The sequence below is a fragment of the Pseudomonas sp. LW8 genome, from assembly GCF_041956865.1.
Lineage (GTDB): Bacteria > Pseudomonadota > Gammaproteobacteria > Pseudomonadales > Pseudomonadaceae > Aquipseudomonas > Aquipseudomonas siliginis.
Genome location: NZ_CP168138.1, coordinates 2,535,839 through 2,556,956, shown reverse-complemented (window position 1 = coordinate 2,556,956; position 21,118 = coordinate 2,535,839). Strand labels below are relative to the sequence as shown.

Here is a 21,118-nt window from a genome sequence, read left to right as displayed (position 1 = left end):
AAGCTCATGCGTTCAAGTTCCCCCACTGATAGCGCTTCACGCCGTTCTCGTCGAACACTTTGCCGCCGTTGTTGTTGATGACTTGGCGAGCGCCACCGCCCAGCGGGCTGTTCAACTCGAAGTTGCCAGCCTTGTCGATGCGCCAGCCTTGGACGCCGGCGATGTAATTATCCGACTGGATGAAGAAGCCGATCTTGGCGTTCCCGATCGAAGCGTCCTGGATGAACGCCGAGTTCATGAACACCTGCCCGCCCTGCACCGCAAACGGCACCGCGATCGCGCCGCCGGCAATGGTGTTGACGATGGCGAAGCGGTCAGCGCTTACCAAGAACTGACTTTGCAGCCCGGCACCGGTGTTCTCGATGCCGAGGCCGATGCCGGCGGCGACGTACTGCCCATTCGCCGTGACCTGCATCTTCACCGACCACATCGTGCTCAGCTTGCCGGCCGTATCCGCGTATGCCGTCGATGTCTGCTGAATGGCCGCCGAGTTATCCCCCACCGACACATTCAACTGCTCGATCTTCGTCGCTGTCGCCGATTCGTTGGTGGTCACCACCTCTTCAAGCTCAGTGATATTCGCCGCGTTCTCTGCGATTTTGGCGTCGAAGGTCGTCACACGCCTTGCCATTGCCTCGTTTTGAGAGGCTCGAACCTTCGATTCGGACGCGATCGCCGCCGTGTTGGTATAACTTTTTATCGCGTCCGCGAGATCGCCAGCACCGTCATCGTCGCGATATGAGGCGCGAAGGGCTTCGAAGGCCGTAGCTTGAGCCGTCACCTCTCCGTCGAGTTCGATGATCTCGGCGGTGTTGGTCGCGACCTGCTGCGCAAGGCCGTTCGCCGTTTCCACAGCCTGCCCAACATCGAGCCAGTAGAGCGGGTTCGGCGGAGGAGTTCCGACCGGTACCGGGCCATTGGCTTGGTAGATCCGCTTGCCCTGCACCACCAGGTCGTACTCTTCGTAGGTGGCTTCCGGGTCGTAGCCTTTCAGGCCGTCGAGCGCGTCGATCTGCGCCTGCAAGCCTGGGATCTTGTCGATCTCGTCTCGCAGATCCTGACCGAGCTCCGTTTCCGTAATCTGGCCGGCGATCATTTCCAGAATGGCGGCGGCATCCGAACTGGATTGCCCCTGCACGCCAAGCCCAATCGGATACCACGGCCCGATGTTGCCGATCTTGTCGACGATGCGGCCCCAGAAGTAGAAGGTCACGCCCGCGCGCAGGCCGAGCATGGAGAAATCGCTCTGCGGATAGGCCAGGTCTGTCAGCTTGGTCGCGGCCTCAAGATCGGTCGTCGGCCCGTACCAGATCTCAGTGCGCTGGCTGTCCTCGGCGCCAGCAGGGAAACCCCACTTGAGATAGATGCCGAACAGCAACGGTGTTGCGGTAAGGAACGCCAGCGCCGGCGGAAGCCCCTGCTTTCCGCTGAGGTTGGTCAGGATTGAGTTGCGCCACGGCGACGTGATATCGAACGCGCTCACCGCGCGCACCCGTGCCACATATGCGCCAGCGTAGATGCCGACGACGTCCACGTTGGTCATGCCGGTGCGCTGTAGCTTGATCCAGTTGCCGCTGTCCTTGCGCCATTCGACGTCGTAGCCGACCGCGCCATCCACGGCCGGCCAAGTGATGGTCATGGTAGCCACGGCCAGCCCCTGCACAACCGATGAAGTCGACGAGAGCGAAACACTCGCAGGCGCCGGAACAACGGTGATTGGAATCACGCTGATCGGGCGTTCTTCCAAGCGTGCACCGGTGTCGATGAAAGCGAATTTGCTCGGCTCGAACTGGAGCGCGCTGATTTCGTAGTCGCCTTCGGTGGTGCGCTTGGTGCGCAGTACGCGATACAGCGGGATTGCCAAGTCACCGGCGTCGAGCGCCCATTGCAACTGCGCAACCGGCGGCTCGCTGTAGGCGACCGTGACGGTCACGGCGCGGCCGCTGACGCTCTGCACTGTGCGGCCTTCGGCGCGGCCGCCCGGGAGGTTGATAATCAGCCGGTCGCCGGCCTTGGCTTGGGTGTCGCGATCGAGCGTGATAACCCGCCCCGCCACCGCCGAGATCCGGCCGCCAACTTCACGGCCAGCCAGCAGAGAATCAGCCACCGGGATGATGTGACCGGGCAGCGGGATTACACCCTCCATGCCAGTCTTGAACGAAACCGTGCGGTCTTGGTTGTTGCTGAGGATCGCCCACTTGCCACGGCGCTGGGCCTCGGAGGCACGAGTGCAGCCAATGGCGCTCAGCTCGGTCGGACGATCGCCATAGCGGCGTTGAAGATCAAGGTCAGCGAAGGGAATGACGTCGGTGTCGTAGTTGTTCGCCGGGTTGTCGTAGCTGACCAGCGCCCGGGTGTACCGCGTCTTCGCAGAGGCACTGCCGTAGGAGAACTTACCGTCGATCACGTTCGACCGGGTGAACACATAGTCGAAGTCCTGCGCGCGCGGCATGTCAGCCTGCATCACCAGTTGACCCTGAGCCCAGTACGTCATGCCCCGGTAAATTGCCGAAATGTCGCGCAGCAGCGACCAGGCATCCGCTTTGCCCTGCAGGTTCATGTCGCAGAGAAAGCGCGGTTCCTGGCCGCCCAGTCCGTTCGGCACCAACTGATCGCAATACTGGGCGATGCGGTACAGCTCCCACTTATCGACCATGAACGGCTTGATGCGCTTGCCCAGGCCGAACCTGTCTTCGGTGCAGATGCCGTAGGTGATCCACGCCGGGTTATTGGTCCAGGCCGATTTCATCGAGCCGTCCCATGTCCCGGTGTAGGTGCGCAGGATAGGGTCGTAGTTGCTCGGCACCATCCAGCGGCGGGCCTTGCACTTCACGGTCACGGCCGGAATGTTGGTGAACTGCTCGGCGTCGAACTCGATGTAGAGCAACGCGGTATTCGGGTAGCGCAGCTTGGCGTCGATGACTTCGGTATATCCGGCCACCAGCATGGTGTCGGCGATCTTGTTGGTGTTCTGGTTCGGCGTCAGGCGGCGCACGCGGATCTGCCACCCGGTGGTGGCGTCCGGCAGATCGATGCGGCGCGAGCGCTCGTAGCGCGTGGTGGTCTTGCCGTCGACAGCGTCCACCAGTACCTGCTGATAGGCGCCGCCATCGGTGGCGACATCGATTGCGTACTCGATGCGGTAGCCGCCGACGTTGCCCTGATCATCCGAGCGTTGCAGCGCCGGCCAGGCCAACCGCATGCGCACGGCGGAAAGCTGGGTGTTGGTGATCGAGCGCACCCACGGCGAATCGCTACGCAATTCAATGTTCAGCGACGTCTCGTTCTCCACAGACGGAATGCCCGGGATGTAGGTCTGATCCACCGAGCCCGGGCGCCAGTCCCACTTCACGTTCGGGAAGTTGTAGTTGCCGCTGGCATCGCGGATCGGCGTGTTGTCCAGGTAAATATCGTAATCGGTCGGGACGCTGTCGAACTCACCCTCGCCCACGGCGATCAGCAGCTTGGCCAGGTTGGTCGAGCGCAGGCTGTCGCTGGCTTCGGTCGGCGACTTCGGCTTGCTGCTGCCGCCCTTTTCGCCGTGGATATCGATCTGTGCTGCTGCGCCCATGCTTTCCTCCAGGCATAAAAAAACCGCCTCGCGGGCGGTCGGTGTGCTGCTGTCCTGATTACACTTTGTCTTCAGCCAGGATCGAGGCCGAGATGATCATGCCGCCCCACCGGCGTTCGCCGATGCAGATCGGTACCGGGCTGCCGCTGGCAGTGGTGTTCTTGGCGCTGCCGAAGGCGTAGGACGGGGAGTTTTCGGGGGAAGCGCTCTGCTTTAGGCCCGATGCCTGCGGACTGAGCATTTGGATGACACCGCCGGCAACGAGTGCAATGCCCACCGGGGCCAAAGCCTGAAACCCCGGAATGAACGATGCAGCAATCAGGACTGCGCCGATGATCGTTTGAAGCAGGCCAGCACGCTTGCTGCCGCCAACCACCGGCACGATGCGGATTTCCTGAGCGCCGCCCAGCGCGAAATCCTTCTCAGGCACGTTCTTTCTGTTCCGGAAAATGGCGAAGCGCAGACCGCGCCGCTCCAAGTCTTTGATCGCTGCGTCGAACCCCTCCAGCGTGCACTTCAGCGCCTTGAACGCCTCCCCTACGGAACGACTGCCCAGTTCGCGGTAGTGAACTCGGCCGAACAGTTTAATCAGCGGACCCGATAGAAGAATGGTCGTCATCATTGGCCGGCAATCTGCAGTTGCTGTCACGGTTTTCTCCAGACATAAAAAACCGCCTTTCGGCGGCTGTTTTTTGGGTGTTCAAAGGCAATCTTTTATCGCCTGCTTCATATCTCCGCGGCCATTGCCCGGCGACCATGCCATGCGCTGATACAGCGTTACGGTACTGCCCTTCGGTGCTTTGCGTATATCCAGCAGCTCGTCGGTCATATTGTTGCTCGCGACCAGCAATCTGTATCCGTTTTCTGACTCGGACATTGAGGCATCACTTCTGGCGTCCTGCCATTTCGGAAAAACGCACAGCGCAAAGCGCTTTGGATCTTTTGCAGTTGTTGCCTTGAAGCTCGGGTCATTTTTCTGCAGATCTCCGGGCGATACACACCCCGCCAACAGCACTACCGCCAGCGCTCCTATCGCAATTCGCATGTTTATTCCCCGCTATCTAACTCGCCGAAGATAACAAATGGATCGAGTTTTTTAGCTTTGCAGAAGTTTGGCTTTTTCAGCCTCAAACTCACTTTCCGTGAGGAGGCCCTTTTCCTTCAGGCTACCGATTCTCTCAAGCTTCTGGTACTTATCGGCTTCAGGCTGAGATTGAGACGGAACGCGGGTCATTTCAGGAGACGTTATTTGGGAGACGGACCAAACGAGAGAGACAACCCATCCAACGATGGTCCAGCCGAGAAAAAGGTCTAGCATGAAAATAGGCCATCTGTCCGGGTGCTTTCGACTGAAAGCATTGAACGAGGGCAAAAAGTAAGTTGCCATTATCAAGAAGAGAAAAACTATCCCCAGCCCTAGTTCCTGCATATTCATATCCTTAAATTGATCAGAGTAATTTACCACCATTAACAAGCAGCGCCAAAGCAGCCAATAAAATTAACACCGTCTGAAATACTCAGTATTACGCGATTCGTTAGCGTCTTTGTGCCTGAGAATAAGGCGTGTGCGATCAAGCCACGGACCACCAAAAACGATGACCTCTGACGGCCTGCCGTACAGGTGGTGCAGTAGGAACGGGCCGGGGCCGAACGTGGCGCCATCCTCGCCAGGCAGCGCCGGTTCGGTGCCGAGAAAGATCCCAGCATGGTTCGGATAAACCGTGCGCCCCACTTCCATCACGATCATGTCGCCGCGCTGCGGCTGGTCGACACGGTAAAAGCCGGCGGCCTCGTAGTTCGCCTCGTACAGACTGGTGTTTTCATTGCTTTCCCACCAGCCATCGGCGCGCTTGAAGGGCTCGAACTCCAAGCCCCACTCGCGCTTGTACCAATCGGCGCAGACCTGCCAGCAGTCCCAGGCGCCGTGCACAAATGGCCGTTTCAACAGCGGCACCTCGCCGGTCGGCACAATGGTGCGCAGATCTCCTTCCGGCCAGCTCAGGATATGCCAAGGCATAGCGGTCGCTTCGCACATGGCGAGGTCGCGCGGTGACGGCCTGCTGGTTGCGTCCGGATGCGAATGAATTATGCCGATTACTTCGCCTTCGTCTTCGGCCGCGGCGTACTGCTCGGGGTCGATTCGGAACTCTTCATTCGGCTCCGTCGAGACATTGATGCAGGGGAAGTATTGCTGCCTGCGTCCGATCGCCAGCAGCAGACCGCAGCACTCTTTCGGGTACTCGGCCGCTGCGTGCGCCTGGATCGCGTTCAAGATGTGCTTTCGCATGTCAGCTCCGTGCGATCAGGGAAACGGCCGGGAAGCCACCGAACGGCAGCGGGTTACCCTCGCCGAAGCGTGGGATGCAGCCTTTGCCTAGCGTGGCGTCACATTGGTCCAGTTCAGGGTTATCGGTGATGACGCCATCCCTCGTGACGTACGGCCCGGTGTAACCGCAGTTCGGCCCGCGATATCCGCCGGTGAGGCACCAATGGCAAAGCGTCGTGGCCTGCCGGCCGATTGATTCATTGCCGACGTCGCCCGGGCTGGCCAGTTCCCAGCTGACGGTCTCCCCGTCCTCGTTCGTCTTCTGGTCGATGTACCAGACCTCGATCGTCTCTTGGGTAGGATCGGCAGTTGGGTTGCCGGCCGGGAAGTTCGCCGCGTCGAGGTAGGAGCCGAGCGTGTGCCGCATCGTCAGCTTGAACTCGAGCAGATCCTCGAAAGCCAGACAGAGCGCGGTGATGCGCCCGTTGACGTTGCCCACCGACAATGTCGGCCGGACCGCCGTGCCGTCGCCGTTCGCCTCGATACCGTCGATCTGCATCGGCCAGGCGCTGTATTCGTTGCCCTGCCAGTAGATCGCCTTCGCCGGCAGCTGGTCAGCACCAGCGCCGGCGGCAATCAACTCTGCCGGCGTGTGCGGTATAGCGTGCCCGTGGAAGCGCAGAACGTCCGCGCCATAGTCCGTGCCGTCCAATTCAAAGAGCAGCACTTCGCTGCCAGGCTCAAGCACCTGGATGTCACTGATCAGCGGCATGTTTGCCCCTTATGGATGGAATGCACGCTCGAACGTGGCGGTGAGTTTGAAAACGCCGCCGCCCACCGGAGTGGGCACGGGGTTCTTGCAGGTGAACAGGCCAAGCTGGCCCAAGGGCGTGGTCCAAAGGAAGGCTTTCGCGCCCGCGTGCCGATCAAGGAACGCCATGATCTCCAGCACCTTGGCTTGAGGGCCGCTGTAGGTGACCGGATACGCGTCTTCCTTGTTGTTCGGCCCGTCGCCAACTTCCTGTTTGTAGCCGCCGCCAAACTGCGAGGTGCGCACCCGATAGGAAATCTCTGGCGAGTCGCCGTGCTGGGTCGGCCAGATGAACTTCTCGATGGCCATCAGGCCCTCCCGTTGGTGAGTTTCCAGATTGAGCCGCCGGGCTGCAGCGCTCGCGCGATGGCGGTTTCAGCTTCGGCTTTCGCCGCTTGCTGAATGCCCTTGCCAAGCTGCGAGGTGTCTTCCGTGCTGGCCGCGCCGCCAGCGCCTTGGGTTTGCACCGATACCGCGACGGGGAAGTTGTAAACGTTGCCGCCCCCACTCCCACCGCCGCCAATTGCCCGAACGCCAAGTTGACCGCCGGCAGTACGGGTCAGTGGCATGATCGCCTCCGGCCCTGCCTCGCCCATGACGCCCGTCTGCCCTCCAGCCATCCCGAACGCTGTCGGCTTGCTCACGACGGAATTGGTGAACGCTGCTCCATTGGCGAACATCTGCACACCCGACGACCAGGCACCGCCGAGCGCCTGAGGAACGTAGCTGCCGGAGTACCCTGCCGAAGAAGCGCCCAGATTCGAAGATGTCGCACCGGCAGATCCAGCCGCCAGCCCGTTACCACCACCTCCGCCAGTGAAGTAACTGGTGGCCGCACCAACCAGACTGCTCAGCAGCGTCGAACTGGCCTGCCGGGTAGCAATCCGCGCCATGTCCGCCAGAATCGACTTGGTGAAGTCAGCGAACGACAGCTTCCCGGTCATGGCGAAGTTGACGACTGCGTCTTCCATGGAACTGAAGGCATTGGTGAACAGGCTTTTCGTCTGTCCCGCGACATCACGGGCTGATTCCAAGTAGTTCTGCCAAGCTGAGGAAGCACCGGCACTCCAACTGCCTTGGGCGGCTGTCATGTCGTCGTAGTTCGCCTGCACCGTGTCGTGCAGATCTTGCTGCGTGGCTTTCAGCGCGGCGAGCTTCTGGGTGTACTCCTCGAGGCTCATACCGCGTGAGCCATCGCCGTACTGGTTGGCCAACTCCAGACGCTGCTGATTGAATCGGTCGTCGATTCCGTTCTGCTGCTCGGTCAGTCCGCGCTGCCGGTCTCCCTGTCCGAGGCCGGACGCGGCCCGCAGCCCCTGCTGACGAAGGGTGTCGACCTGCTGTTGCAAAGCACTCGTGTAAGAGTTGACCGCCAGAGTTTGCTTACGAAGACGGCCCTCTTCGTTGGTCGCGATCAGGGCCAGCTCGCTGTCGCTGTCCTGCTGCGCCTTAACCATGGCGCTGCGGGCGTCGGCAATTTTCTGGTCAATCTGAATGATCTGAGCGCTGTTCGTGCCCTTCTTTGCCTTGACCGCTTCGAGGGCATCAATTTCAGCCTGGTAGCTTAGGGAAACTTCGTTGGCCTGCTGGTTGAGTAGGCTCACGCGCTGCTCGGTGTAATCTGCTTGGGAGATGACACCGGCGCGCTGAGACGCCTCAAGTTCCTTGTCAGCACTTTTGTAGTAGGCCAGTGTCTCGGCCAAAGCGTTTTTCGCGTTATTGAAGCCTGTAGTGTCGACGCTACCGGCTGGTGTTTTTGGATCCTTGAACTTGTCGTTGATGTTCGCAATGTTCTTGTCGATAGCTGCCTGGCTCAGGCGCGGATCGTTCGGAGCGACCTTGCGTATGTCATCGAGTTGGCGCCTGTACTCCTTTATAGCCTCGGTGCGCTTCTGCTCGTTCGTCCAAGAGGACTTGGCCAACGCGTCGATCTTCAACATCGACGACACTGCATCGCCCTGCGCTTTCGCCTGCTCGCCTTCCCATTTTGCGATATCGGCCTGGGCTGCCTTCTGGTCCTCCAGCATGTTCAGCTGATTGGAGTAGAGCTCGACCATCTCCTTCTGGTTTTGAAACGCCCCGACGTCGCCCTTTTGTGCGGAAGCGAGATTGCGCCGGGCCTGCTCAATATCAGCGTCGATATCGGGACGGCCGATGTTCTTCAGATTGTCTGCCGCGCGCGCAACCGCGTTATATCCCTTCTCCCAAAAGCTCAGGTTCTCCAGAATGCGCGGCGTGCGCTCGTTGATCGCATCGGCGTACTGCTCAGTCGCAAGCTTTACCGCGCCAGCGTGGTCGCCTTGCTGTTCCAGCGCTGCAATCTGCGAATAAACCGAAGCGGTCAGATAGTGGTACTGCTCATTGAGCGCGGCGGACGCTTTTACCGGGTCATCGGCGAGCTTGGCAAATTCGGTAACCGTCTCGCTGACTGCCTTGCCGGTAGCCTCCTGCATTGACACAGCAGCCTGGGTGATCCCGGCAAAACTCTCTCCCGCAATTTTTCCGTTTCCCGCCAGCAGCGCGAGCACTTCCGCCGCTTGACCGGTAGTGCCTACAGTGGCACTCACCTGACGAGCCATTTCGCCCAACTGACCGGCACTCACACCTGCGTAGTTGCCGGTGAGGATCAAGGATTTGCTATAGGCGTCCTGTTCTTCGCTGCCCTTGTAATAGGCGGCGGCCAGCGCGCCAACAGCTGCTGTAGCCAGTGCGAGTGGCGCGAGAATAGCGAGCAAGCCAGCAGCACCGGCGCCGGCCCCGGCTCCCAGCTGAGCAACGGCGCGAACCCCACTTCCCCAGTCTCCAGATGACAGGGCATTACCCAGCTGCACGACGTTCTCTTGGGCCTGGCGGGTGCCGAGGCGAAGTTTGTCGAAGCCGGTGGTGGTTTTTTCGAGCTTGTCGTAGTCCTTGTCGATCTTACTCAGCGCTGAGTTGTATTGGTCCTGGCTGATGCGACCGGCGTCTAAATGCTTGCCGAGTTGCTCAACCTGCGTGTCCAGTTTGGACAGCGCAGCGCGGGCCGGGTCAATTGCGCCCAGCAGGCTGTTCAGAGCCTTTTGCTCATCCATGGCCGACTTGGCCAGCGCCACCTGCTGCTTGTCGAGCTGCGCTGATATCTTCGCTGCCTCAGCCTCGCCATAGGCGCCGGTTTTTGTCAGCTTTGCCAGTGCTTCCCGCTGCTTTGCGATCTCCTGAGTGGTCTTGGCGTTGGTAGATAGCGATTTCTCCAGCGCCTGCATTTCGTTCATCAACGAAACGGCGGACTGCTCTGCACGGCCGCCGGCCTTCGCCATTTCATCCAGACTGGTTTTAGCCTGAATCGCATCGGCCGAGTCGATCTTGACGCCGAGCTCTGCAATGTTCATCGACTCACCTTGAATAAATGCCCGTTTCTACGGGCTGTTGTCGCGGGCCGCAGCCATGACTGCGATCGCCTCCGATTCCATGACGCGAATGTCTTGGAACACGCGTGAACGTTCCTCGTCAGGAATACCGAGAAGCTTCATCACGTCAGTGAGAACGCCGTAATCGAGACCGGTTGCGCCGCATGCACCAGTGCGCCACTGGGTCCACATCGAGTCCATAACAAGGAATGATTTCCAGTTGTCCGGCCAGACTTCGAAGGTTTCGTCGTAGTCGTCAGGAGAAAAGCCGAACATCGCCATCTGCTCGGCATCACTCTCAACCTCGTAAAGCGCACGGGCAGCGGCGGTTAGTTTCCCAAACGGGCCTTGCCGAAGGCCTCGCTATAGGCTTTCACGACGGCATCTGAAACGCCGATGCAGCTTTTCACCAGCGCCGTTATCGATTCATCGTTGAGCTTGTCGCCGAACCCCCATGACACAACCAGATCTTTGATCTGATCGACGCCCTGTTCGACTTCCGCAGCAGTGATTTCGGCAAGCGTCGGCTCTGTGCCTTTGAAACGTTCGCCGATAGCCTCTGCCTTGGCCTTCCAGGAGTCGAACAACTCGGCAAGCGCGGTTCGATCACGATACTTAAAGGTAAACGGCACCATGACCGGCTTTTCGCCGACTTGCGGGATTGCCACGTCGACCGTGAAGGTCGGTTTCGGCGCGATGGAAAACTTTGCCATTGGACCCCCTTAGGCGTTGTAGCGAGTTGGACGAGATGCGAACGACAGAGTGATAGTCCGCGTCATGATGTTGTTTCGGCTCAGTGTCGGGGTCGCGGTGATCGACACGTACGCGTAGTAGTAAATCGTCGCGCCGCCGGGCAGGTTTGCGCGAATGAGGCGCGGCTCCTTGTCTTCGTCAGCCGTTTCGACAATCGAGACATAGGCCTGCGCTGGGTCGTCAGCCACCGGCAGCGTCATGCTGCTGGCAGACTTGTTGGTTGGGAGTTGGCGGTCATCATCGTCTTCGAGGAAGCCGTAGGTCAGAAACTGTTGCTCACCACCGTTCGCAGTTGGCTCGGTGATCTGAGCGATTTGCGTCCAGCCGGTCGCCTCGCGAATAGTCCCCGCGCCAGAGCCAACCGGGTAGCTTTTCACGCTGGTGGTGTCCACGCCCTCGGCGGAGAATTCGCCAGTATCCGAATCGATAACGCGAGCCGGGCGGCCATTCAACTTTGCCCAGGCAGAATCGATCACGATCACGTCGCCATCGGTCAGGCCGTGGGCCGCTGCAGTAAGCACTGCTGGTTTGGCGTTGCTGATCGCAGTGAATGCTTTCGGCGCGCTCAGAGTGGCGGCGATTTCGAATGTGGTGCCGTTGGGGATTTTGACGCTCATGGGTTTTCCTCTTTGCAGAAATGACAAAACCCGCTCGGTGGCGGGTTCAGGATTCGCCCAACGGGCGCGTTATGGCGTGGTGTCGGACCGATATGAGAACGACAGCGGGACGGTATAGGTTGAATCGCCTGTGATACCTGGGCCGACATCTACAGGGGTCATAGGTGTGACTACAAAACCATTTTTCACAGCGCGCACATAAAGGGGAAATAACGCGATGATCTCGGCGGCAATGGGATTGGTTGTCGCTTTGCCAGTACCGGCCGGGGAAATGATGCTTACCTGAAACACACCGGTATACAGCCGGTGATCACCGCTGAGCGTGTTGCTGGCCGTGTCGCCCGGAATGGTGAATGCCCGTAGGTAAGTCTCGCCCGCTGCGGGCGTATACGCCATGTTCTCAAAAACGATCTTGAGCTTTTCCGACCTGGCAGCGTTCCAGGCGATCAGCTTTGCCTCGTAGATCGAGGCGATGATTGCATGACTCATACCTGGTTGTTCCTGATGGCCTCCAACACGATTTGCTGGAAGCGAGCCACGGTTACCCGAACCATACCGCCGGGGGCCTGGGTTGAATGGCCGAACTCCAGCGGAATCGCATAGGGCAAATTGTTGATGATGTAAGCCATCTGGCCGGCGGTGAAGTCACTCATTGCGGCGACCAGCGCGGCGGTGGTTTCGGCGCCGCTCGGGTCTATCTCGTCAAAGGTGACGCTTTCGACTACGCCGAGTGAGATGTGCCAGTTCGCACGGAACCGGCCGCCGACGTAGCCTTCTGGCGCCTTGACGTCCATGCCGTCGTTGAGCTTGCGGCCTTTCTTGAGCCTGCCACCCTTGGTCAGGTTCGCTGGGTCGCTGCGCAGCGCAGTGTTGTGTTCGTCGACAGCCTTGTTGTACTCGGAGGCAACTGCGTTCTGCGCCCAGATCTCCGGGTTGCCCACGGGAGACATGCGGATCAGGCTGCTACCGACCTCGATGATTATCTCGCGCACACTGGCGTCGATGGCTTCGCCGGTCTGAGCGGCGAACTTGGCCAGGCTCAGGGCGAAGCTGCCGGATTGAGCGGCCATGTCATTTCCTCAGTTGCGCCGTCCACGTTGCATCAGCAGGGTCCGCAGACACGTTCATCACCCGCAACCCGTTGACGATATCGCCGATGGCGGGCTCGGCGGGTGCAGCTGTTGGCGAGCCCGCCTCCGAAACGAACAGCTCGTTTTGCAGCACCAGTAGCTTCTTGTCGGTGGTCTGGATGAGAGACCCATCGATTTCGTTGGACAGGTAGCTACCCAAAACGCCGCGCCCCATGTAAGTGATGGTGGTCTCCGGCGTCTCGCCACCCAGGTCAGGGTCATACTCGCCCGCAACCTTGCGTACGCCCTCCACTGGCTTTACCGCGTCGGCCAAGCCGTCGGGGTCATCGAACGCCTCAGCCATTTCAGCCTGAATCTCTTCGCGCATGCCCATCATCAGATCCTTTTCAGCAACATCACGCCGGAACGCTTGATCCAAGGCTCCAGGAGCGCCAGAGCGAAGTTCACACCCGCCGATTGATCAGTAGATCCGGCCAGGTAGGTCTTGCTCACAGACGTGCCGGACTGAGCCGAAACCGTCTTGCTCTGCACTTCCTTCTGAGTTGCCGCGTACAACTTGCCCTCCGCCGCCTCTTTGGCGACCTGGGCGCCGGCTGTTTTGATCTCGATCGGAACCGGATCTGGAACAACCCGCTTGATCTTGGCCGTGAGCCAGGCGTTGGCCATGGTCACAGCAAGGACCGGATCACCGGCGCCGGCCCAGCCAGGACCCAGCGAAGCGTCAACATCGGCAACGGTGATGAAGTCGGTCATGTGCTTGTCCTTATTGCGCTGGCACCAGGGCCTGCAGGTCTTCTTTCTTGGCGGCTGGGTCAAAGGCGATGCCCTTCGCCGTCAGCCAATCTTTCAGCTCGGGGACCTTCATTTTCAGAGGGTCGGTTTCGGCATTTTCTGTCTCCTTGCCGTCCGAAACTTTGATGCCCGCCGCTTCGTATGCATCGTAAATTTCAGGCGCATCACCCTCGATGACCACCTCAGTGGCAGTGCCAATGACGCCGAAGAATTCGCTCAGCAGGCGGTAGCACACGCCGCGCTCTTTGCCCGGTTTGTCCGTGTAGATAACTTTCATGAGTCACCTCAAATGCAGCCCGGCGCCCTTGCTGGCGCCAGGGTAAGTGGAGGCCGGATTACGGCGTTGTGGTACCGCTGATGACGGCGGCGAATGGGACCTGCTTGCGGCTGAACACGCGCTCCCAGTTCGCAGCAGCGGCATACTGGGTCGCGGTCGGGCTGAGGTTCTGAGCTTCGGAGCCTTTCCAGCTGAAGCCGGCAGGCTGGAGAATGTAGGTCTTCCGTTCCCACAGCACCTCAGCACCGCCGCCATTACCGCCGCCCGGTTTGCGCTCGATCTCCACCGGCACCTTCGGCGTGCCTTCGCCGTAGCCGAACGCGCCTTGGCCGAAGAACACCGACAGATATTTGCCGGCGCCGTACACCAGGCCATCGTCCATGAACACTGGCTTGCCCAGGTAGGTGGCCAGGATGATTTTGCCGTCGGAGTCGCGCAGATACTCGATGAGATCCTGCTTGACCATCTGGTTCATCACCACCGAGTGCACGCCGATCGCGCCGAACTGATCGGCCGCATCGCCAGCGGTGAACGCGGCATCCTGAAACGCGTTCGCGCTGATGGCCGCGCCTGCGTCGATCACCATGTCACCGCCGTTGTTGGCGATGTTCGACGCGATGATGCCGCGCGCTGCGCCGAGAGCGTAACGCTGCCACTGGCGAGTCCAGTAGGTGCCGAAGCGGTTGCGAATCTGCTGCTGAGGCTCGCTGTTCGCGAGTTCGGCGGTCAGGTCGGCCACGCCATAACCTTTGTTGAGGTACAGGACGCGAGCACGCATGCTGTCCTGAGTGACTTTGCCGACTTCGCCCTGGTCGTTCGGATCATCGTTGCTGATGTTGGGGGCTTCATCAGCGTTGAGATCCTGCCAGTAGCTGATCTCGGCGGTGCCTTGGCTGCCGGAAGCGATAGCGTCCAGAACGGGCGAGCGGGTCACAATGCCCGACTCGTAGACAGCGGTTTTCTCCGGGCTATTTACCGGCTCCAGCGAGGCGTAGTAGTCACCGACGAAGATGTCGGTCAGTTGGGTAGTTGCCATGAATTAGGTTCCTTTGGTGGCCTGGATTTTCTTGAACAGCTCGGGATTGTCACGGGCGATCGCAGCGCGCTCGGTTTCCGTGTACTCGCCCCATTTTTTCGTGGCCTTGCCACCTTGGTCGCCGGTCGGGCCGGCACCCTGAGCCCTTGGCCACAGGTGTGTTGCTGTTTCACGCAGCGATTCCGCCCATTCGAGCGGCGACAGCGGGGTTTTCCCGTCCTTCCCGTAAACGACCTCGCCGTCACGGTCGGTGGCAATCGCCTCGCCGTCTTCACTGAGTTTGAAAGTGCCCCGGGCGCGCAGGATGATGTCCTCCGCAGCCTCAGGGAGCGCGCCGGCCTTGATGGCAGCAGCGCGGATGGAATCGGCCAGCACCTTGTCGCTGTATTTGGCAGCGAATTGCTCGGCCTTGTCGGCGCGCGCTTTCTCGGCGGCAAGCTTGGTGTCGTAATCGGTGCGCAGGCGCTCAGTACGACGGGTGATGACCTCGTCCAGCTTGCCTTCGGCAATCAGCTTGGTTTCTTCGTCCTGGCCGACCTTGGTCAGCAGCCCTTTCACGGCGGCGATATCCAAGCCTTCGAACTGGGACTTGAATCCTTCCAGTTCAGTTTTGGTGGTCCGGAGCGAGCCAAGCAGCTCGGTGTTTTTGTTCTTGAGACCCAGGGTCGCCGCCTCTACAGCTGCAGCAATGGCGGTCTGAACTGCCGGGTCCTCAAGATCAATCTGGTTTTCGTCTGCCACTTGGTGCACCCCTTGGGTTTGGTCGGCCCGCTTTGCAGGCAATAAAAAACCGCCCATTGGGCGGTTTGGTGTGAATTCTGGTAATAAAAAACCGCCACTAGGGCGGTTTCTTTGATTCGGTTAAATCGATGAGGAAGCGTTAGAGGTCGTTCAAGCGTTCAATGTTGTGTTCCCAGCCTTCCTGATCCATCGGATCAAGCTCTTCCGGCCCCTCTTCTTCGTGCTCTTCTTCCTCTTCGATCTCGTCGTCAATTTCTGTGTTGTCGATTTCTACTGGCATATTGATCGCCTCTGATTGAAATGGTACAGCGGCGCGGTTTTATATACATTTTAACGGCCTTCGGCAATAGACCTGCCGTGTCAAGTTATGACCGTCAACCCACGCATCACTAGATAATCGGCGAACTGCGTCCTACTCGGTGCGTAGGGAGGCGGCCGAAGCATTGCGCCGGGATTGCTCCGGAGCAACCTCACGCGCTCTCCGTCTTTCTCGGTGCCGAAGGCAGGCTCCGGGATGCCGAACCCGTTATCCGCAGCGTACAGCTCTACCGCCAACCTGAGCTGACCCCATTCAATTTCGAACGGGACGAACGTTTCCGACAGAATTTCCATTCCGACCTTGCACTGGCGCCTTGGCCAAGCCAACGCCTGCGTATCTCGCGCCTTGCGGCCCTTCCATTCCATGGAGTTCATGGTGGCGGCAGCGCGCAACAGCAGAGCCCTTTGCTCGTTCTCGGTAGCAGGGAGCGGGAAGCCGTAATAATTTCGGTAGAAGACCAGTTTCTCCAACGGCACAAAGCTGTTGGCGTCTGGTCTCACTGTTCCATCCTCGACAATGACAAGCATAGGTGTGCTCAGCCTGATTGAGCGCCGAGTGTAACGCCTGCCCGGCTGAACATGTCAGGCTCAAGATCCTTGAGTTGAGCAAGGGTCAGCGGCTTGAACGACTTGTCGAGCTGCAGCTTGGCGAACTTCTCCGGCGTCAGCCCCCCATCGCGAAACAATTTGGCGCGCACAGGCCCGAGCGCATGATCCTGAAAGCTCGCCGGCTGCGTTGCCAGCCACTCGTAATAGTTCAGGCTCGCATCTACCTGTGCTCCGCCGTTTTCGCCTACCGCAGCGCGCGTCGCGTCCTTGGCGAACATCTCGGAAAGGCGGGTTGTCGGCACCGTGGTTGACCGGCAGTTAATGTGCGTCGGCGGCAGCGGTCCTTTGCCTAGGTCGAAACGCATGCCATCCAGCCCCTTGCACTGCTGCGAGGTCTTGCGGTCGAGCGTCGAAACCCAGCGATAGCCGAGTACCACGTCGCTGTTGGCTTTCAGCGTCTCCATTCGCGCCGTCGTGGCCACGTGCTGGATTGCCGTCTGCACCACAGCAGCAGCGTTGCGATTGCTCACCGCGAGTATGCCGTCCGTGAAGTTCTGCGCCGCAGTTCCGCGAATCGCCTGAATGATCTCGGCGTTGGTCTGGCCCTGGCCGAAGCCGAGCCGGATCGTGTTCGTGACGCGCATCGTCTCGGTCCGCGTCCAGCCGCTGAAGAAGCTCTTCAGCAGCTTTCCGCCGTCGATGCCCTTCACCTGAAGCGGATAGGAGAACACCGCCGCGCGGATAACCGTGTTGGTCGGCACAACCGCGTCGATGGACAGCGCATTGCTCAGGCTGTTGGCCTCAAAGGTCGACTCGTACAGAGCGATATCGACCAGATCGGCCTGCACCAGGTCGCCGTAGGCCTTGTAGATCTCCAGCAGCTTACCGTCCACACGAGCCAGGAACTGCTCAAGGCGGTCCCGGCTGTAGGTGGTCAGCTCCCTGCGGGTCAACTGCACCCGCACAAGCGTGTCGATCTGGCGAAGGTACTTCTCGAACTTCTTGACCTCGCCGGCCTTAAGCCGCTCCAGCATCACCGAGTGGCGCGTCGTCTGCTCCAGCAGTTGGCTGTCTGCCTGCGCCAGGTTTGTCGATGGCATCGTCTTTATCCAGGTTGATGCCGGCCGACTCGCGCTCATCGCTGATCAGGTCGGCTTCGTCTTCGTATGGGCGATCCGGCAACTTGCCGGTGGTGAGGTACTGCCAGTAAGTGTCGGCGCTGATCGTGCCAGCCATCACACCCTTGAGCAGCTCAGCCAGCACCTGGGCGTCGACCACTGGGGTCACAAATTCAGGGCTCACCTTGAACTTGACCTGCTGGGGGTCGTAGCCCTTCCACTCAGCGGCGTAGCGCAGTGCCTGCTCCACTGCCTCTGCCACCGTGACGACAATGCTGTGCAACGTGGCGTGCTGGTCGTTCTGACGTGTTTTGCGCGCCTCGCCCGACTCGGTGCCGCCCACGTCCATGACCTTGGCGCCGGCTTCAAGGGCGGCGTTTTTCTGGTCGTCCATGGCCTTGCGGACTGCTTCAATGCCGGCACCTTGGAACTCCAGGTAACCGCACTCGCCATTCGGGCCTAGATCCCAAGCAGCAGATGGCCCGGTCACGCTCAGCTCCACCGAGTCATCCAGGCCAGATACCCAAGGTTGCGGGTGGCTGGTCTGGTGTAGCGCAGTGAAGTAGTCAGCGCTCAGTTGATAGGACTTCAGCGCGGCGCGCGCCATTGTGAGCAGCGGCACCTCGTCCACTTCCGGCGAGTTGTCGGTCGAGCCGCAATAGATCACCGGCAGGTATGACAGGCCTTTGACCAGTCGGTTGTCGGTGCCAGTGGTGCCTAGGGGCTTCTCCTCCTCGACGATCTCACCACCTTCGTTCCGTACAGCGGTGTAACAGGTCTCGCCCTGCATGAAGAACTCGCGAAACACCGTGTCGCAGTCGTGGCTGTAGCGATCGCCGCCCTTCTTGCGGAATTCCCGGAACACCGAAAGGACCAGGTCTTGGCGACCGCCTTGATCAGCCGTGTCCCAGTTGATCGCGTTGCGAGTGGCGTATGTCGAGAAGTACGGCTCGCCGCGCTCATCGATGTTCACCACCAGAGGGACGCGGCCGTGTGAAATAGCCTGGCGCACCATGCGGAAAAACAGTTGCTTCAGGCCGAAGCCGTCAGAAGTGGCATTGTCCTCGATCCCCTTCAGGCCGGTGGGCAGCTCAATCTCCGGGATCAGTCGGGAAACCAACCCCATCATTGAGCGCAACGAGTCGCGCACCCAATGCTCGTACTGAGCCCGGTTCGTGTAGTTCTCGTAAAGGTACTTGTTGCCCGCACCGTCGAGCTTCTCAGCTTCGACCATGCCGCTCGGCTTGGGCAGGTTGCGCTCGTTACGCTTCACGGCGCACTCACCCTCGAGCGCGTCGTCCATCATTTCCCATTCGGCGATGTGCGCGTCGTAGTCGGGGTTTGTCGATTGCACTGGCATCAGGCCAAGCCTCCAATTCGGCGTGTTCCGCCTGTGCGTGTTTTGATCGGGTACCGCTTGGCAATGAAGTAGCCAGGGGCATCCACCAGGTGGTCATAGCCGGCCTTCTTATCGGGCTCGCCCTTGTCCGTGTAAATCTGGCGCTCTAGGCACTGCGTGTATTTCGGACACTGGTCAACGTTGACCAGATATCGATGCTCGCCGTAGGTATTGGCGAACATCGCGCACATGGCGTTGACCCGGTCCTTCACAGCGGGGTTGGTTGAATCCACCACTACGGTAAATCCAGCCTTTTTCAGCAGTGACAGGTCAGATTCGCTCGCGCTCTTACTGCTGGTGTTCTGGCCGCTGGCGTCCGGGTAGATCGCAATGCTGTGGTCTGGAAAGCGGAGCTTGATCTTCTCGATCATCTCAGGAGTGTCCCGCACATCTGAAAACTCACTGAGCGCCAGTGGCAGGTCATCGCGAATGACGTGCACGACTGCCGCCATCTTCATGACGTTGAAGTCCATACCGATGTGCAGGGCCTCGCCGCGCTTAATGGTTTCGCTGGTGCGGTTCGCCTCACGATTGAACGTGTAGTAGACAACACCTGCGTAGTTCTCAAAGCTGGCCTCGTATTCCTGTCGAAAGGTTCGAGGGTCCATCTTGCGGCGGGCAGCCTCAAGCTCTTCAGCCGGAACGTTGCCGCCATCGAGCGATGTGTAGAGCCAGCTCTTGTGATCAGGCTCATGCCCCGGCCGGCCGTCTTGGAAAGTGTCGTAGCAGTGATTGAATCCCTTGGGTGTGCCGATGCGTAGCGCATGACCGCCCTTCCGCATGCCAATGCCCGGTATCGAGTATTGGCAGGTCGAGAGCATCGGGCGGAGGACTTCTTCCCATGCTTCCCACGGGCAATCCGCCCATTCATCCACCAGAACGAAGAACAGACCGGAGCCGCGCAAGTTGTCGTAGTTGTCGAGCCCTACCACGCGCATGACGTGGCCAGACTTGAGCGTGATCGAACATTCCGTTTCGTTCGGGCGGTGTGCACGCCACGCTTCAGGGATCGCCTGCTTCAGCCGGCGCCAGAATACGCGCTTGGCCTGCTTGAAGGTCGGCGCGCCGTACCAGATCTCGTCCTCGACGCTCACGCCCCACTCAGCAGCCAGGCGAGCAGCTCGACGCATCTCAGCTTTGCCCAAGAACGTCTTGCCGAACCGGCGACCACACACCGCATCGCGGAAGCGCGCCTGAGGCTGGAAGCCCCAGCAGTAAATGTTCGCCTGCTTCGGCGTCAGCTTTACCGGCGGGTCATAGGTACGGGGTAGCGGGGACATTCTCATCAGGCTCCAGGGTGTACTCAGCAACGGCGTGCTGCTGGTCCGCTTGGGAGCCCAGAGGTTTTTCAGGTTCGAGGCGACGATTCACGTAAACGTCGCCCACTTCTTTGGCTGCCTGCTCCAGCAACTGGGCAGTCAGCGCCATGTTTTTCAGGCTCTCGGCCTTCTCGGCCATGCGTCCCAGGGTGCGAAGTCGATACGCACGGTTCGCGATCGGAATGTCTGTGGTCTCTTCGCGGAATCTCTTGCGGGCTGCGTGGAACAACTCGACCCACTTCGCCCCAAGCCCCCGGCCAGCGAATTTTGTTGGGTCGTGGGATTCACACTGCTGCCGACTGAGCTCGATGCCGAACTCTTTCTTGACCGACTCGACTACCTGGGATGGCGTATCAAAGCAGGCTAGAGCCTGAACGATGAAGGCTTTGACCTCGCTTCGTAGTGCTGCCATATGGTTGTCATCCGTCAAAACCTGTCAGAAGTTCAGGCCGACTTGAGCAGACAGGTTCCGCAGGCCCTCGATATGTTCAATTTCCCCACCTCAGCAGGAGTGTTTGCAGCGTCCACCAGCTCTTGCACTTGAGGACTCGCCCCATACCGACGCACAACACCGACGAACTCTTCAACGTCGTGTCCGCGCATCTCAAGCTTGGGCAATCCTTCCTGGGTGAACTTGGGTGCGCCGTACTGATCGGTCGCCTGAGCGATGTGATACAGCTCATGTTCGACCAGTGCGCAGAAGTCAGCGTCGGAACAGTCGGCGCAGTAATCGGCAGCCAGTGTGATGATGTAGGCCGGCACGTCGCCGAACCAATCCAGCATCTGCTGTTCAATTCGGGCTTTCTGCCAGCCACCGGCGCGGAACGCTACCTGTTCGGCCTGACCGACCACCGTGCGCCCCTTCTTCGTGAAGGCGGCAGACGCCCACATGACTCTCACGTCCGCATCGATCAGATGGGCATGGTCTTCGTTGTGGATGCTTCCGGTGTCGGCGAGGATTTCTGCTTGGAGCCACTCCCACACTTCTGGCGCTGGGATCAGGCGAATACCGAGGCTGGACAGCTCAGACAAGTAGAGCAGCGACTCCGGAGGCATCGGTCTGCTCACGAATCA

At 59.9% G+C, this 21,118-nt stretch carries 25 protein-coding genes; all 25 read right to left on the bottom strand.

The window, feature by feature from the left end; translation table 11 throughout:
* Positions 1 to 4 precede the first annotated feature (4 nt).
* A complete protein-coding gene (locus AB9L16_RS11615) occupies positions 5 to 3,571 on the bottom strand; it encodes a phage tail protein (RefSeq protein ID WP_375123602.1) in 3,567 nt (1,188 codons plus the stop codon).
* A 58-nt stretch (positions 3,572 to 3,629) separates the two neighbouring features.
* Positions 3,630 to 4,193: a tail assembly protein gene (locus tag AB9L16_RS11610; RefSeq protein ID WP_375123601.1), complete on the bottom strand. Its 564-nt coding sequence runs from the start codon at positions 4,191 to 4,193 to the stop codon at positions 3,630 to 3,632.
* A 78-nt stretch (positions 4,194 to 4,271) separates the two neighbouring features.
* A complete protein-coding gene (locus AB9L16_RS11605) occupies positions 4,272 to 4,616 on the bottom strand; it encodes a hypothetical protein (protein ID WP_375123600.1) in 345 nt (114 codons plus the stop codon).
* Between the two features lie 51 nt (positions 4,617 to 4,667).
* A complete protein-coding gene (locus AB9L16_RS11600) occupies positions 4,668 to 5,000 on the bottom strand; it encodes a superinfection immunity protein (protein WP_375123599.1) in 333 nt (110 codons plus the stop codon).
* Between the two features lie 69 nt (positions 5,001 to 5,069).
* Positions 5,070 to 5,858: a C40 family peptidase gene (locus tag AB9L16_RS11595; RefSeq protein WP_375123598.1), complete on the bottom strand. Its 789-nt coding sequence runs from the start codon at positions 5,856 to 5,858 to the stop codon at positions 5,070 to 5,072.
* Between the two features lies 1 nt (position 5,859).
* Positions 5,860 to 6,609, bottom strand: coding sequence for a phage minor tail protein L (locus AB9L16_RS11590; RefSeq protein WP_375123597.1), 750 nt, complete (start codon positions 6,607 to 6,609; stop codon positions 5,860 to 5,862).
* A 9-nt stretch (positions 6,610 to 6,618) separates the two neighbouring features.
* Positions 6,619 to 6,957 carry a phage tail protein gene (locus AB9L16_RS11585; RefSeq protein WP_375123596.1) on the bottom strand — a complete coding sequence of 113 codons (339 nt, stop codon included), beginning with the start codon at positions 6,955 to 6,957 and terminating at the stop codon, positions 6,619 to 6,621.
* Entirely contained in the window at positions 6,957 to 10,016 is a 3,060-nt protein-coding gene (locus AB9L16_RS11580) for a phage tail tape measure protein (RefSeq protein WP_375123595.1), read from the bottom strand. Before AB9L16_RS11580 ends, AB9L16_RS11585 begins: the two co-directional genes overlap by 1 nt.
* 27 nt (positions 10,017 to 10,043) lie before the next feature.
* Positions 10,044 to 10,316 carry a DUF1799 domain-containing protein gene (locus AB9L16_RS11575; RefSeq protein WP_375123594.1) on the bottom strand — a complete coding sequence of 91 codons (273 nt, stop codon included), beginning with the start codon at positions 10,314 to 10,316 and terminating at the stop codon, positions 10,044 to 10,046.
* A gap of 47 nt (positions 10,317 to 10,363) precedes the next feature.
* Positions 10,364 to 10,747, bottom strand: coding sequence for a phage tail assembly chaperone (locus tag AB9L16_RS11570; protein WP_280074966.1), 384 nt, complete (start codon positions 10,745 to 10,747; stop codon positions 10,364 to 10,366).
* A 9-nt stretch (positions 10,748 to 10,756) separates the two neighbouring features.
* On the bottom strand, positions 10,757 to 11,404 hold the full coding sequence (locus AB9L16_RS11565) for a phage tail protein (RefSeq protein ID WP_375123593.1): 648 nt from the start codon (positions 11,402 to 11,404) through the stop codon (positions 10,757 to 10,759).
* Between the two features lie 69 nt (positions 11,405 to 11,473).
* Positions 11,474 to 11,893 carry a phage tail terminator-like protein gene (locus AB9L16_RS11560; protein WP_375123592.1) on the bottom strand — a complete coding sequence of 140 codons (420 nt, stop codon included), beginning with the start codon at positions 11,891 to 11,893 and terminating at the stop codon, positions 11,474 to 11,476.
* The gene (locus AB9L16_RS11555; protein WP_375123591.1) at positions 11,890 to 12,474 is read right to left on the bottom strand and encodes a hypothetical protein; all 585 of its coding nucleotides are present in this window, start codon (positions 12,472 to 12,474) and stop codon (positions 11,890 to 11,892) included. The genes AB9L16_RS11560 and AB9L16_RS11555 overlap by 4 nt, the downstream gene beginning before the upstream one ends.
* A gap of 1 nt (position 12,475) precedes the next feature.
* A complete protein-coding gene (locus AB9L16_RS11550) occupies positions 12,476 to 12,868 on the bottom strand; it encodes a hypothetical protein (protein ID WP_375123765.1) in 393 nt (130 codons plus the stop codon).
* 2 nt (positions 12,869 to 12,870) lie between these two features.
* The gene (locus tag AB9L16_RS11545) at positions 12,871 to 13,248 is read right to left on the bottom strand and encodes a hypothetical protein (protein ID WP_375123590.1); all 378 of its coding nucleotides are present in this window, start codon (positions 13,246 to 13,248) and stop codon (positions 12,871 to 12,873) included.
* A 10-nt stretch (positions 13,249 to 13,258) separates the two neighbouring features.
* Positions 13,259 to 13,564: a HeH/LEM domain-containing protein gene (locus tag AB9L16_RS11540; RefSeq protein WP_375123589.1), complete on the bottom strand. Its 306-nt coding sequence runs from the start codon at positions 13,562 to 13,564 to the stop codon at positions 13,259 to 13,261.
* Positions 13,565 to 13,622: 58 nt separating this feature from the next.
* Positions 13,623 to 14,600, bottom strand: coding sequence for a major capsid protein (locus AB9L16_RS11535; RefSeq protein WP_056785404.1), 978 nt, complete (start codon positions 14,598 to 14,600; stop codon positions 13,623 to 13,625).
* A 3-nt stretch (positions 14,601 to 14,603) separates the two neighbouring features.
* Positions 14,604 to 15,341 (bottom strand): hypothetical protein, encoded by a 738-nt coding sequence (locus tag AB9L16_RS11530; protein WP_038861998.1) that lies wholly within the window; start codon positions 15,339 to 15,341, stop codon positions 14,604 to 14,606.
* A gap of 139 nt (positions 15,342 to 15,480) precedes the next feature.
* Positions 15,481 to 15,621 (bottom strand): hypothetical protein, encoded by a 141-nt coding sequence (locus AB9L16_RS11525; protein ID WP_375123588.1) that lies wholly within the window; start codon positions 15,619 to 15,621, stop codon positions 15,481 to 15,483.
* Positions 15,622 to 15,701: 80 nt separating this feature from the next.
* Positions 15,702 to 16,187, bottom strand: a complete 486-nt coding sequence (locus tag AB9L16_RS11520; RefSeq protein WP_375123587.1) for a DnaT-like ssDNA-binding protein — start codon at positions 16,185 to 16,187, stop codon at positions 15,702 to 15,704.
* An 8-nt stretch (positions 16,188 to 16,195) separates the two neighbouring features.
* Complete coding sequence (locus AB9L16_RS11515; RefSeq protein WP_375123586.1) at positions 16,196 to 17,308, bottom strand: minor capsid protein; 1,113 nt, start codon at positions 17,306 to 17,308, stop codon at positions 16,196 to 16,198.
* Positions 17,226 to 18,686: a DUF4055 domain-containing protein gene (locus tag AB9L16_RS11510; RefSeq protein ID WP_375123585.1), complete on the bottom strand. Its 1,461-nt coding sequence runs from the start codon at positions 18,684 to 18,686 to the stop codon at positions 17,226 to 17,228. Before AB9L16_RS11510 ends, AB9L16_RS11515 begins: the two co-directional genes overlap by 83 nt.
* A complete protein-coding gene (locus AB9L16_RS11505) occupies positions 18,686 to 20,005 on the bottom strand; it encodes a terminase (RefSeq protein ID WP_095118671.1) in 1,320 nt (439 codons plus the stop codon). Before AB9L16_RS11505 ends, AB9L16_RS11510 begins: the two co-directional genes overlap by 1 nt.
* Positions 19,980 to 20,456: a DUF2280 domain-containing protein gene (locus AB9L16_RS11500; protein ID WP_339100224.1), complete on the bottom strand. Its 477-nt coding sequence runs from the start codon at positions 20,454 to 20,456 to the stop codon at positions 19,980 to 19,982. The genes AB9L16_RS11505 and AB9L16_RS11500 overlap by 26 nt, the downstream gene beginning before the upstream one ends.
* A gap of 32 nt (positions 20,457 to 20,488) precedes the next feature.
* Complete coding sequence (locus AB9L16_RS11495) at positions 20,489 to 21,112, bottom strand: putative metallopeptidase (protein ID WP_375123584.1); 624 nt, start codon at positions 21,110 to 21,112, stop codon at positions 20,489 to 20,491.
* Between the last annotated feature and the right edge of the window lie 6 nt (positions 21,113 to 21,118).